Below are 12,948 nucleotides of genomic sequence, written 5' to 3' on the forward strand. Positions count from 1 at the left end.
TGTAGATGACAAGGTAGATAGGCTAGAAGTGGAAGTGCGGCGACGCATGGAGCGGACTAGTACTAATGGTTCGAGGACTTAACCAAGTTGAACAAAACGTTGGTGTACGGTTCAATTAATGAAATGAAAATAAGATACATAATATGATTCAGTTTTGAGAGACGTAAGTCTCATCAACACCGTGTTGTGATGATGGCATTGAGGTCACACCTGTTCCCATACCGAACACAGAAGTTAAGCTCAATAGCGCCGAAAGTAGTTGGAGGATCTCTTCCTGCGAGGATAGGACGTCGCAATGCATATGGACGATTAGCTCAGCTGGGAGAGCACCTGCCTTACAAGCAGGGGGTCACAGGTTCGATCCCTGTATCGTCCACTCGAATAAGGTTACTTTACTGATTTTATTAGTGGAGTAGCCTTTTTATTTTATAGTACGTCAATCAAAGCAGATATTTTCCCTGAAATTTGGTATACTATAAAATAAGTGATTAATCAAAGGAATATAGAAAGGAGTAAAAGATGACAGAAGATTATGCAGTTAAATACGAATTGCTACACGTTGAAAAGCATACTGGTGCGCGACTTGGAAAAATCACAACGCCGCATGGTGAAGTGATGACGCCAATGTTTATGCCAGTTGGAACGCAAGCAACAGTAAAAAATGTTTCAACACGTGAACTACGTGAAATTCACTCACAATTTATTTTAGCAAATACATATCATTTGTGGTTGAGACCTGGTGATGAATTAATTGCCCAGGCGGGTGGTTTGCACAAATTCATGGACTGGGATGGCCCAATCTTAACAGATTCAGGTGGTTTCCAAGTCTGGTCGCTTTCACAACATAATAAAATTAGCGAAGAGGGGGTAACATTTAGAAACCATTTGAATGGCGAAAAAATGTTCCTATCACCCGAAGTCGCCATGCGAATCCAAAATAATCTAGGGTCTGACGTAATGATGCAACTTGATGAAGCGATTCCTTATTTTGAGACATATGATTATGTGAAAAATTCCGTTGAACGTACCTCACGTTGGGCTGAACGAGCTATGGCAGCGCATAAACGCCCGGAAGATCAAGCCTTATTTGGAATTGTTCAAGGAGCTGGATTCAAGCAATTACGAAAGCAATCAGCTGATGATTTAGTCTCTTTGGATTTGCCAGGATATGCCGTTGGTGGTCTATCAGTTGGTGAATCTAAAGAAGAAATGAATCGTGTGCTTGATTTCACGGTACCCTGGTTACCAGAAAACAAGCCCCGTTACTTGATGGGGGTTGCAGCGCCTGATTCACTTGTTGATGGCGTTATCCGCGGAATTGATATGTTCGATTGTGTTCTACCAACGCGAATTGGTCGAAATGGAACATTGATGACGAAACACGGACGTGTTGTGATTACAAATGCTAAGTATAAGAATGACTTTTCACCTATTGACTTAGATTTGGATGATTATGGTTCTACGCACTATACTAAGGCGTATCTACACCACTTGTTTAACGCAAATGAACTGCTTGGACAAAATATTGCCAGTGTTCATAATCTTCGTTACTTATTAAAGTTAATGGAAGATATGCGTCAAGCAATCGCTGAAGATCGTTTATTGGACTTTAGAGCAGAACTAATGGAAAACTACGGCTATAATAAAAAGAATGCACGTTTATTCTAACAAAAGAAAGAGGTATTACTATGAACAGTTCCCTAATTATGATTTTATTGCTGATTGTTTTGATGTACTTCATGATGGTTCGCCCACAAAAGAAGCGTCAAGAAAAGCAAAAGGACCTTTTAGCATCAATTAAGCCAGGTGACGAAGTTGTTACTATTGGTGGGTTACATGCGACAGTCGTTTCAGTTAGTGAAGACCATAAGACTGTATCACTTGATGCAGATGGTTCATTCTTGACATACGAGATGAGTGCTGTTCGTACTGTAGAACCAGCCAAGACTGATGAAGAATTAGTTGAAAACCACGTCGAAGAAGATGCGCCTGAAGAAGTGGACGTTGTTTCAGAGACTGAACAATTGATTGATTCAGCAGATGAAAACGGTGCGAAGGCTGCCGAAAAGCAAGAAGAAGATAAGTAATCTAAAGAGATTCAAAGATTATTCTTTGAGTCTCTTTTCATTTATATAGTGGGGCGATGACATGTGTGCTTGGCTACAATTTCCTTTAAAAATCGATACGAGTCGTAAAATCTTACATATTGATATGGACGCATTCTATGCACAAATTGAAATTAGGGACAATCCTGCTTTACAGGATGAACAGGTTATCTTAGCCAGAGATCCGCGAAAGACTGGTGGCACGGGAGTAGTGGCCACTGCAAATTATCATGCACGGAAACTAGGGGTCCACTCAGCGATGAGCGCCGCCGAAGCACTTGAAAAAGCACCTGATGCAGTGTTCGTAACACCGAATTTTGAGAAATATAAACAAGTATCAGAACAGGTTCATGAAATTTTTCACCAATATACTGATAAAATAGAACCCGTTGCCTTTGATGAGGCTTATCTGGATTTATCAGATCATACAGAACCACTTATTACCATCGCCCATCAATTACAACAGAAAATTTTTGATAAGTTGTCTTTAACGTCTTCTGTGGGAATCTCTTTTAATAAATTCTTGGCTAAGTTGGCTTCAGAACATAATAAACCAGCTGGGTTAACCGTCATCAGATCAGCAGATATTCGGCCGTTTTTAGATAGTCAACCAATTGAAGCAATTCGCGGTGTTGGTTCAAAAACGGTTGAGCGCATGCATGAATTAGAAATTGAAAATGGACGAGATTTGTATGAGCTTAGTCAAGATAAATTAATCGATGAATTTGGTAAACAAGGCTTTGAATTATATCAGCGTATCCGCGGTATTGATGATCGACCAGTTCAATATGAGCGACAAAGGAAATCGATTGGAAAAGAACATACATTCAATCCACCAATTCGTTCTGAGCAAGAAACTTTAGATGAACTCAGAAGTCTTGCGAAAGAAGTTGTGCAGTCTTTGAAGAATAAAAAAATGCACGGTAAAACCTTAGTTTTAAAACTGAGAGATGAAGAATTTAATACAACAACACATCGTGCCACGTTTAATGATTTTATTGAAAATGATCCGAATATTATTTATAACTTGGGGTTAGATATCCTAGAGGAAATTGGCGGTTATACAACGCCGCTAAGGCTTGTTGGATTAACAATTACTGGATTGACACCAATCTCTTTTGAAAATATTACATTGAGTTTATACGAGAGCTAAGAGAGCCCTGTGTTATACTAAAAGGAACAGAGAGTTAAAGGATATATTATGACAGCACAAACACAAATTTTGGCTCAAATTAAAGCCGCAAATACAATTATTATTCATCGCCACCAACGCCCAGATCCTGATGCAGTTGGATCGCAAATGGGGCTAGCAGAAATCATTCGAACAACTTATCCTGAAAAGCATGTCTACGTGGTTGGAAAACAAGTGACTAGTTTGCAATGGATGGGTGATATGGATACCATCGATGATGCAACTTACGAGGATGCACTTGTTATCGTGACTGATACAGCAAATGAACCTCGTGTTGATGATCAACGTTATGAAGAAGGAAAGGCGCTTATCAAGGTTGATCATCATCCAAATGATGAGCCATACGGTGATTATTCTTGGGTTGATACATCGGTTTCATCATCCTCAGAACTCGTCTTTTCATTCTATAAAGAATTTGAGAATGAATTAAAATTATCAGACCATGGGGCAGCGTGCCTTTATTCTGGAATTGTTGGTGATACAGGGCGCTTTTTGTATGCAACTGACTCACGCACAATGGCGACAGCAGCTGAATTAATGAAGTTTAATTTTGATTGGGCGAAATTGAATCAAATGATGGATACCATTTCACCAGAAGCAGCCAAGGTCTCAGGATATGTTTATGAACATATGACGTTAACTGATGAGGGTTTCAATTATATTGTTTTAACAAATGAAATTTTAGCGTCATTTGACTTAGGTGATTTTGGTACTGCTTTCATTGTGCCACTAATGGGAAAGGTTAACGTTGCCAAGGCCTGGGCAGTATTTGAACAACAAGATGAAGGTTTCTATCGTGCCCGCTTGCGTTCACGAGAAATTCCAATCAATGGCATTGCTAAACGCCATGGTGGTGGCGGACACCCCTTGGCTTCGGGTGCAATTGCGCAAAACGATGCCGAATTAGAAGATATTATTTATGAAATGAATCAATTACTAAAGGAGCACAACAATGGCTAATTTTAATGACTACCATTTGCGCGATGAAATTTATCGTGCACTTGATGCCATCCACTTCAATGATCCAACGCCAGTTCAAGCCCGGTTAATTCCAGTTATCTTACAGGGACGCTCAGTGGTTGGACAATCACAAACCGGATCAGGAAAGACACATGCTTTTTTGATTCCAATTTTCCAAAAGCTTGATGTGAAAAAGCAACAAGTTCAAGCGGTAATTACGACGCCATCACGTGAATTGGCACAACAAATTTATCAAGCATCAAAACAAATTGCTGACCAATTCCCAGAAGATGAGCAACCACGTATTGGGTTGTTTGTTGGTGGAACTGATAAGAATCGTCAAATTCAACAATTAAAGTCTAACCAACCACAAATTGTGATTGGAACTCCAGGACGAATTAAGGATTTGTACCAAAGTGGTGCGTTGAATGTTCACACAGCCCACACCTTAGTTGTGGACGAAGCTGATATGACTTTGGACATGGGATTCTTAAATGAAGTCGATGCAATTGCGGGAGCCATGCCTGAAGACTTGCAAATGCTTGTCTTCTCAGCAACCATTCCACAAAAGTTGCAACCATTCTTGAAGAAGTATTTGAACAATCCTGTTGTTGAAGAGATTCCAGCTGAAACTGTTATCTCACCAACCATTCAAAATGTGTTGATGGATACGAAGGGTAAAGCCAAGGACGAATTAATCTTTAATTTGTTAACGATGGGAAATCCTTATATGGCATTGGTTTTCGCCAATACAAAGGAACGCGCACATGAATTAGCACGCCAATTGAAAGAACGTGGCCTCAAGGTTGCTGAAATTCATGGTGGTATTCAACCGCGTGAGCGTCGTCGCACGATGCAACAAATTCAGCACCTTGATTACCAATATGTTGTGGCAACTGACCTAGCTGCTCGTGGAATTGATATTCCTGGTGTTTCCTTGGTTATTAACGATGGGATCCCAAATGATCTTGAATTCTTCGTACATCGTGTAGGTCGTACCGGACGTAACGGCGCTGAAGGGACTGCAATCACTTTGTATTCACCTGATGAAGATGCCAAGGTTTCTGAAGTTGAAAACATGGGTGTTAAGTTTGAACCAATGGTTTTGTCAAAGGGCGAACTAAAGGCTGTGGCAGACCGTCGTCGTCGAACACAACGTACTAAGTCAACCAAGAAACTTGATCCAACCATGATTGGTATGGTGAAGAAGAAGAAGAAGAACGTGAAACCGGGTTATAAACACCGTATTAAGAGTGAGATTGCGCGTGATGCAGCCTATAAGAAGCGTGTTTCAGATCGACAAGAACAACGTGCAACGCGTAAATCACGTAAGTCAAAGTAAGTTTAAATAGCATAAAATTGATGATGTGGTTTCACATGAAATTTGGTACCACTCATTCGACCAATATGCTATAATGTTTCAAGAGGATGAGAACTTTCTAATTCGATGGACAGAGACATTACGGTTGGTGAAAGTAATGCGAAATTAAGTTCTTGCTCCCTCAGTAAAATTGTTTGTGAAAGCAAACCGTTAATCGGCGTTAACGATTCTAAAGAGGTAATGATACAAGATAGTCATTGCAAACGGAGTGGTACCGCGTTCTAGCGTCTCTGTATTGCAATAGACTGTCTTTTTTTAATACAAAAGAAAGAGGCTCATATCCATGAAAGAATTATCATCAGCTCAAACGCGTGAGATGTTCCTTCGCTTTTTTGAAAGTAAGGGGCATGCAATTGAACCATCTCAATCTTTAATTCCTAAAGACGATCCTAGCTTGCTTTGGATTAATTCAGGAGTTGCAACTTTAAAGAAGTATTTTGATGGCAGTGTTATCCCTGAAAATCGTCGTATTACAAATGCACAAAAGGCAATTCGTACAAACGATATTGAGAATGTTGGACATACTGCCCGACACCATACGCTTTTTGAAATGATGGGGAATTTCTCAATTGGCGATTATTTCAAGTCAGATGCGATTCCTTGGGCTTGGGAATTACTTACTAGTCCAGAATGGTATGATATTGATCCAGAAAAACTATATGTAACTGTGTACCCAGATGATAATGAATCTAAGCAAATTTGGTTAGATGTTGTCGGTCTACCTGAAAATCATCTTTATGATGAACCAGATAACTTCTGGGATATTGGTGAAGGTCCATCAGGTCCGGATACAGAAATTTTCTATGATCGTGGTGCAAAGTACGATCCTGAAGATGCTGATGAAAACTATCCAGGTGGGGAGAACGAACGTTACCTAGAAATTTGGAATATCGTGTTCTCACAATACAATCACTTGCCAGGTTTGACGGACAATAAAGATTATCCTGAATTGCCACATAAAAATATTGATACGGGGATGGGGCTAGAACGTCTTGTATCAGTCTTCCAACATGCAGATACTAATTTTGAAACTGATTTATTCTTACCTATCATCCATGCTATTGAGGGGATGAGTGATGGTAAAAAGTATGGCGAAGACCCTGAATTAGATGTTTCATTTAAAGTTATTGCCGATCACGCCCGTGCTGTGACTTTTGCCATCGGGGATGGTGCTCTGCCTTCAAATGAAGGTCGTGGATATATTATTCGTCGTCTTCTCCGTCGTGCAGTTGTTCATGGACGTCGTCTAGGCATCAATCAAGTATTCTTGAAGAACTTGGTACCTGTTGTCGGTGAGATTATGCAATCATATTATCCAGAAGTCATGGAAAATGCAGACTATATTGCATCAATCGTTGAAAAGGAAGAAAATCGTTTCAACAAGACATTGTCGGCTGGATTACAATTGCTACAAAGTGTAATGGATGAAGCAAAGCAAAATGGTGGTGTCATTGATGGTGACGTTGCCTTTAAGTTGTATGATACTTATGGATTCCCATTAGAAATCACAATTGAAGAAGCACAAGATAATGGATTGACTGTTGATGAAGCTGGCTTTGAAGCGGCCATGAAGGAGCAACAAGAACGTGCTCGAGCTGCTCGAGGTAAGCAAGCATCAATGGGAATTCAAGATGGACTTTTGACAGATTTGCACACAGAATCAGAATATGTCGGATGGTCAGATCTTGAAGTAGAGGATGCAACACTGGTCAACATTATCTTTGATGACATGTTGGCAGAGGCAGCAGATTCAGGCCAAGTTGTTGCCATCTTTGATAAGACGCCATTCTATGCTGAAATGGGTGGACAAGTTGCGGACCGTGGTGTCGTTTTGAATGGTGACGATGAAGTTGTTGCTGAAGTAATTGACGTCCAAAAGGCGCCAAATGGGCAACATCTACACACATTAGAGGTTAAGGCTCCGATGGCAGTAAATGAACATTATCACTTGGCGGTTGATGTTCCTTACCATACTGCTGTTTCAAAGAACCACACTGCAACGCACATGCTTGACCAAGCCATCCGTAATATTCTTGGTAATCGTTCAACTCAAGCTGGATCATTGGTCACTGCCGATAATTTGCGTTATGACTTCAGCTACAATGAAGCTGTTCCGGCTGAAAAATTGCAAGAAATTGAAGATTTGATTAATGCAAAGATTATTGAAAACCTACCAGTTTCATGGATTGAAACGGATAAAGAGACCGCTGAAAAAATGGGTGCTGTTGCAGAATTCTCTGAGAAATATGGTGATACAGTTCGTGTTGTTTCAATTGGTGATTTCAATGCTGAATTTGATGGTGGGACACACGTAAATTCAACTGCTGAATTGGGAATCTTTAAGATTGTCAGTGAGCAAGGAGTTGGAGCGGGTGTTCGCCGGATTGAAGCCGTTACTGGTGAAGGTGCAATGAAGTTGTTCAAGCAACATGATGCTTGGTTGAATAAGGCAGCTGAACAAGTAAAGGCACCACAACTTAGCCAAATTAATGATAAGATTGCAACGCTCCAAGCTAGTCTCAAGGACGCTGAGCGTCAAGCAACAGCCTTAGAACAAAAGTTGGCTACACAAAGTGCAGCTTCTGCCTTTGATGATGTACAAACGATTGGGTCACATACTTTGATTACAGCTGAGCTTTCAGTTGAATCAATGGATGGTCTACGAAGTGCAGCTGATTCATGGAAGCAAGCACAACCATCTGAAGTACTTGTTTTGGCCGCAAATTTGGGTGACAAGGTTAACTTACTTGTTGCCGTCAGTCCAGAAGGTGTCAAGAATGGGATTAAAGCCGGTGATTTGATTAAGCAAATTGCGCCTGCCATCGGTGGTGGCGGTGGTGGACGTCCAGATATGGCCCAAGCTGGTGGTAAGAATCCTGAAGGGATTCAAAAAGCATTTGCAGATGCAAGCGCTTGGTTGGCTGAAAAGTAATCAACGCAACTTAATGCAACAAACGAAGGGAGTTTGTGATGAGTTCAGATCATACAGAATTATTTAATTTAAACTTTAATGAAGATCATGACGTCCGTAAAATGCTCGAAACTGTCTACGCAGCGCTTGAGGAAAAAGGATACAATCCAATTAACCAAATCGTTGGGTATTTGATTTCAAATGATCCAGCCTATATTCCACGTGTTAACGATGCTCGTAATTTAATCCGGAAATTTGAACGTGATGAAATTATTGAAGCATTAGTCAAGTATTATTTGGGTAAGTAATGGGTAGATTATTAGGATTAGATGTCGGTTCAAAAACGGTCGGTGTAGCAGTTTCTGACGTATTGGGGTGGACAGCACAAGGTGTTGAAATTATTCCAATCGATGAAGACAATGATGAGTTTGGTATGGAACGCATGGCAGAATTGGTAAAAGAATACCAGCCATCCGGCTTTGTACTGGGCTTGCCTAAAAATATGAATAATACTTCTGGGCCACGTGTTGAAGCTGCACAAGCCTATGGAGAGTTACTTAAAGAAAAATTTGGGTTACCAATTGATTTTCAAGATGAACGATTGACAACCGTAGAAGCAGAACGTATGTTAATTGAAGAGGCGGACACGTCTCGAAAAAAGCGCAAAAAGGTCATTGATAAATTGGCGGCTGCGTTGATTTTACAAAACTATTTAGATCGCAAAGGGTCATTAGTTAATTAAAGGAGGTTACGATTATGGAAGACGAACAAAATGTAATTGCATTAACAAATGAGCAAGGGGATGAAGAGCTGTTTGAGGTTCTATTTACATTCCACAGTGATGAATTTAACAAAGATTACATCATTGTTTATCCTGCTGGGGCTGATTTTGAAGAACCAGTTGATATGTATCCATTTATTTTCCATCCAGAACAAACTGAACAAAGCACTGAAGGTGTCGTTGATCAGATTGAAGATGATGCTGAATTAGCAATGGTTGAAGAAAAGTTGAATCAATTCATTGATGATTTAGAAGAAGAAGAATAATCTAAGGGTAGTTGTCATTTGACAACTACTTTTTTAGTCAAGGAGGCATAAATGGACAATCCTGAAACATTTACACTTTTCGATGAAGATGGCAATGAAGCACAATTCGTTGAATTATTTAATTTTGATTTAGATGATGGCAGTCAATCATATATTGTATTGCACGCAGCAGATCAAACTGATGGCAGTGATATTGAGCTATTACCATTCAGATATGATAAGGATGCAGATGTGGCCGATGCACTATCTGAAATTGAAACAGACGCTGAGTTTGAAATGGTTGAAGAAGTCATGAATACGATTTTGGATGCTGGTCAACTTTAGTCAAAAAACACACCCCATGGGGTGTTTTTTTTTTTTGTAAATTTTTTGCTTTAGTACGTCCCTATTAGTGAAAAGATCGTGAGGAGGCTAAAGCTGATGGAGTCATTTATGCAAAAAATTCAATATTATAATAAAAAGTATAGCTCGTTAAAGTACATTTTAATTGTGGCATTAGGAATCGGGGTTTTAGTACAACAGTATGTGGGGCAGAATGTCGCAAAAACGCAGAGGGTTGTCCCGGAAGTACGGATGGTCAGTCATCCCGATCGAGCAGTAAAAAAGGATCAAGTTGCTTCGAGTGTTATCCATGTTGACGTTAAAGGGGCGGTGAAATCCCCGAATGTCTATCTTTTTAACCAAAATGAACGCATTCAAGATGCGATAAGGCGTGCAGGTGGCATCATACCACAAGCTGAAACAAAGGACGTTAATCTAGCACAAAAATTAACAGATGGTCTGATGCTTTACATCCCACGCAAAGGTGAACAGAGTTCGAAGACACCATCAGGACAAAATAATGCAGTTGATCAAACCAAAGGCAAATTAGATATAAACCAAGTAACGGTAACTGAATTACAACAAATTCCGGGAATTGGACCCAAACGGGCAGCTGATATTATTAGTTTTCGAGAAACCAGTGGCCCATTTAAAAGTATTGATGACCTGAGCCAAGTTTCGGGATTTGGACCCAAAACAGTCCAGAAAATCCGTGATTATTTCCAATCATGACATATATCTGGTTTTTATTGGGACTTGCTGGCATTGCGCTAAATCTAATTTGTTTAACCGGACAATATTGGGGTGTCATCCCACTGGTATATGTATGTTTAGTGCTGTGTTTTTATCATGTATCAACATGGAAACGATTAATCACTGTATTGTTAATTTGTTGTGGGTATTGGTTGCTTTATCGTCATAGTGTTGAAGCACCGTTAAAGTATGTTACCGGGTCAGCCCAGATAAAAACCGTATTGACACACATGGATCATTGCCAATTGAGTGAACAAAGCCTTTCGGGTACTGGCAAAATAGCTATATCTGGTGAATCAGTTAAATTTCGGGTTCGACATTTAACTGAATCTGATATAAACCAAATAAAGAAATATGATGGTTCACTTGAAATTAAAGCTGCCTATACGTATCAACGGATTACAGGTCCACGCAATCGATTTGAATTCGATATGCAGCACTACTGGTTTTCCCGGGGAATCGTTTGTCAATTAATGACAAATACACCAATCATGATACATCGTGTCCAGCCGAGTATTTGGACCATCGATGGGATTGTTAGTCTAGTTAGGTCAAATCATGTCCGTCTTGTTGCGTGGTTTGAAAAGCTACCACATGGTTTACGTGACTATGCGGAAACGTTACTGTTAGGTTATGTACGTCCAGATTTCTATTTGGATAACCAGGGGTTAAGCCAGTTAGGTTTGATTCATCTGTTCAGTATATCGGGTTTTCAAGTCCATTTAGTTTGTCAATCATGGTATTTTCTTTGTCGACGCTTAAACTTTTTAAAAGAGTTTCGGCTTTGGTCAAGTCAACTAGTTTTAGGCTTTTTTTGGATTTTTGCCGGTGACAATCGTAGCTTAATTCGTTCAGTTGTCGCGATGGGCACTGACCATTTTGTTCAATTGAAAAACTATCGTTGGACACGTTTTGATATATGGGGCATGACGATTTTACTAAGTTTATTACTTGAACCAGGTTTATTGTGTCACTTGGGTGGTCAACTTTCGTGTTTACTCAGCTTCGGCTTACTTTGGGTGCGTCAATTAAAATGGTGGCAAGTGAGTATGATGCTAAACGTCTTAATACTGCCACTGTTAATCTGGAACACCTTTACATGGCATCCAATTAGTGTTCTTTGTAATTTAGTGGTGATTCCCTGTTTTACCTACTTGATTTGCCCACTAGTCATTGTGGGTGTTTTAGCCCAAATATTACATCTATCTCCAATGGTTGCATTAATAGATGGGATAATGACATTATTACAAAACGGCTTTGCAATGGTGGCAAAATGCCCAGGTGAAATCTGCTTGGGCCAACCAAATCCAATTTGTTTTGGCCTTCTGGCTATCGTAACTTTGATTTGCATTATCTACCGAGATTGTCGCTGGTGGCGCGCACTGGCAGTGGGATATGTCCTCATTCTATTTTTGGGAGGCATGCGAACGACAGACCACATTGTGTTTTTTGATGTGGGGCAAGGAGATGCGACGTTCTTTAAATTAGATACGAATGAAACGATCTTGGTCGATGTTGGTGGTAAGGTGTCCTTTAACCAAAATCAACGCCAACGAACTCGCCAAGCAATTTACGGTGCGTGGCCAATTCTAAACTATTTAAAGGCACAGGGAATACAGACAATTGATTTACTTGTGCTCACGCATAAGGATATGGATCATATTGGAAATCTGGAGGGCATTCTCCGGAGTCTTAAGGTTCACAAGATTGTGGTACCGGTAGGGATGCAACTCTCACAGCGATTACTACGTATGAGTCCGCATACTCAGGTTAGCTCTGTTAAAGCAGGGGATGCACTATTACCAGGGTTGCAGATTTTAGCGCCTGATCATGTTGGTAGAGGTGAAAATGCTGATTCAATTGCCCTAAATGTCAAAAGCCATGGATTAAGTATGGTTTTAACGGGCGATCTAGACCAGGCTGGTGAGGAACGAATTGTGAAACAATTTGAAATGATGCCAGTTGATATTTTAAAGTTAGGGCATCATGGGTCTAAGACGAGTACTGGTCGCCCCTTTTTAAAAACACTTAAGCCCCAAATTGGGATTGTGTCAGCTGGGGTTGATAATCGATTTGGACATCCACATGCCGAAGTCGTGGAACGCCTAAAGCAACATAATGTTCAGATGTACCAAACCCAAGAATGTGGAATGATTCGTGTTCGTAAACCACAAGGAAATTTGCAAATCGATTTCACGCTAAATCCGGTTCGATGACTTGTTTTTTTTGATAGCCCATGTGATTATGGATAAAGAAATGTAAACAGGGTGGGGAGAAA

Annotated in this window: 12 protein-coding genes, 1 tRNA gene and 2 rRNA genes; all 15 read left to right on the plus strand. The window is 40.2% G+C overall.

Features of this window, described 5'->3' with window-relative positions; genetic code table 11:
* A 23S ribosomal RNA gene (locus tag D3P96_RS07715) occupies positions 1-86 on the plus strand; the annotation flags it as partial.
* Between the two features lie 96 nt (positions 87-182).
* A 5S ribosomal RNA gene (gene rrf, locus D3P96_RS07720) occupies positions 183-299 on the plus strand.
* 4 nt (positions 300-303) lie between these two features.
* Positions 304-376 (plus strand) — tRNA-Val (locus D3P96_RS07725).
* 143 nt (positions 377-519) lie between these two features.
* Entirely contained in the window at positions 520-1,668 is a 1,149-nt protein-coding gene (gene tgt / locus D3P96_RS07730) for a tRNA guanosine(34) transglycosylase Tgt (RefSeq protein ID WP_124943794.1), read from the plus strand.
* A 20-nt stretch (positions 1,669-1,688) separates the two neighbouring features.
* Positions 1,689-2,087, plus strand: a complete 399-nt coding sequence (gene yajC, locus D3P96_RS07735) for a preprotein translocase subunit YajC (protein WP_124943795.1) — start codon at positions 1,689-1,691, stop codon at positions 2,085-2,087.
* Between the two features lie 61 nt (positions 2,088-2,148).
* Positions 2,149-3,258 carry a DNA polymerase IV gene (gene dinB, locus D3P96_RS07740; protein ID WP_124943796.1) on the plus strand — a complete coding sequence of 370 codons (1,110 nt, stop codon included), beginning with the start codon at positions 2,149-2,151 and terminating at the stop codon, positions 3,256-3,258.
* A gap of 48 nt (positions 3,259-3,306) precedes the next feature.
* Positions 3,307-4,257 (plus strand): DHH family phosphoesterase, encoded by a 951-nt coding sequence (locus D3P96_RS07745; RefSeq protein WP_124943797.1) that lies wholly within the window; start codon positions 3,307-3,309, stop codon positions 4,255-4,257.
* Positions 4,250-5,599, plus strand: coding sequence for a DEAD/DEAH box helicase (locus D3P96_RS07750; RefSeq protein ID WP_124943798.1), 1,350 nt, complete (start codon positions 4,250-4,252; stop codon positions 5,597-5,599). The genes D3P96_RS07745 and D3P96_RS07750 overlap by 8 nt, the downstream gene beginning before the upstream one ends.
* 322 nt (positions 5,600-5,921) lie before the next feature.
* Positions 5,922-8,570 carry an alanine--tRNA ligase gene (gene alaS, locus D3P96_RS07755; protein WP_124943799.1) on the plus strand — a complete coding sequence of 883 codons (2,649 nt, stop codon included), beginning with the start codon at positions 5,922-5,924 and terminating at the stop codon, positions 8,568-8,570.
* 38 nt (positions 8,571-8,608) lie between these two features.
* Positions 8,609-8,857, plus strand: a complete 249-nt coding sequence (locus D3P96_RS07760) for an IreB family regulatory phosphoprotein (protein ID WP_124943800.1) — start codon at positions 8,609-8,611, stop codon at positions 8,855-8,857.
* Positions 8,857-9,291, plus strand: a complete 435-nt coding sequence (ruvX, locus tag D3P96_RS07765) for a Holliday junction resolvase RuvX (protein ID WP_124943801.1) — start codon at positions 8,857-8,859, stop codon at positions 9,289-9,291. Before D3P96_RS07760 ends, ruvX begins: the two co-directional genes overlap by 1 nt.
* Positions 9,292-9,305: 14 nt before the next feature.
* The gene (locus D3P96_RS07770) at positions 9,306-9,596 is read left to right on the plus strand and encodes a DUF1292 domain-containing protein (protein WP_112468473.1); all 291 of its coding nucleotides are present in this window, start codon (positions 9,306-9,308) and stop codon (positions 9,594-9,596) included.
* A 51-nt stretch (positions 9,597-9,647) separates the two neighbouring features.
* Positions 9,648-9,920, plus strand: coding sequence for a DUF1292 domain-containing protein (locus tag D3P96_RS07775; RefSeq protein ID WP_124943802.1), 273 nt, complete (start codon positions 9,648-9,650; stop codon positions 9,918-9,920).
* 96 nt (positions 9,921-10,016) lie between these two features.
* Positions 10,017-10,649, plus strand: coding sequence for a helix-hairpin-helix domain-containing protein (locus D3P96_RS07780; protein WP_124943803.1), 633 nt, complete (start codon positions 10,017-10,019; stop codon positions 10,647-10,649).
* On the plus strand, positions 10,646-12,886 hold the full coding sequence (locus D3P96_RS07785; RefSeq protein ID WP_124943804.1) for a DNA internalization-related competence protein ComEC/Rec2: 2,241 nt from the start codon (positions 10,646-10,648) through the stop codon (positions 12,884-12,886). Before D3P96_RS07780 ends, D3P96_RS07785 begins: the two co-directional genes overlap by 4 nt.
* Positions 12,887-12,948: the final 62 nt, after the last annotated feature.

The sequence above is a fragment of the Weissella viridescens genome, assembly GCF_003862435.1.
GTDB lineage: Bacteria > Bacillota > Bacilli > Lactobacillales > Lactobacillaceae > Weissella > Weissella viridescens_A.

Bases quoted from the DNA above. Each gene is read 5' to 3' on its own strand.
- tgt (WP_124943794.1), top strand. From the start codon at position 520: ATGACAGAAGATTATGCAGTTAAATACGAATTGCTACACGTTGAAAAG.
- yajC (WP_124943795.1), top strand. From the start codon at position 1,689: ATGAACAGTTCCCTAATTATGATTTTATTGCTGATTGTTTTGATGTAC.
- dinB (WP_124943796.1), top strand. From the start codon at position 2,149: ATGTGTGCTTGGCTACAATTTCCTTTAAAAATCGATACGAGTCGTAAA.
- D3P96_RS07745 (WP_124943797.1), top strand. From the start codon at position 3,307: ATGACAGCACAAACACAAATTTTGGCTCAAATTAAAGCCGCAAATACA.
- D3P96_RS07750 (WP_124943798.1), top strand. From the start codon at position 4,250: ATGGCTAATTTTAATGACTACCATTTGCGCGATGAAATTTATCGTGCA.
- alaS (WP_124943799.1), top strand. From the start codon at position 5,922: ATGAAAGAATTATCATCAGCTCAAACGCGTGAGATGTTCCTTCGCTTT.
- D3P96_RS07760 (WP_124943800.1), top strand. From the start codon at position 8,609: ATGAGTTCAGATCATACAGAATTATTTAATTTAAACTTTAATGAAGAT.
- ruvX (WP_124943801.1), top strand. From the start codon at position 8,857: ATGGGTAGATTATTAGGATTAGATGTCGGTTCAAAAACGGTCGGTGTA.
- D3P96_RS07770 (WP_112468473.1), top strand. From the start codon at position 9,306: ATGGAAGACGAACAAAATGTAATTGCATTAACAAATGAGCAAGGGGAT.
- D3P96_RS07775 (WP_124943802.1), top strand. From the start codon at position 9,648: ATGGACAATCCTGAAACATTTACACTTTTCGATGAAGATGGCAATGAA.
- D3P96_RS07780 (WP_124943803.1), top strand. From the start codon at position 10,017: ATGGAGTCATTTATGCAAAAAATTCAATATTATAATAAAAAGTATAGC.
- D3P96_RS07785 (WP_124943804.1), top strand. From the start codon at position 10,646: ATGACATATATCTGGTTTTTATTGGGACTTGCTGGCATTGCGCTAAAT.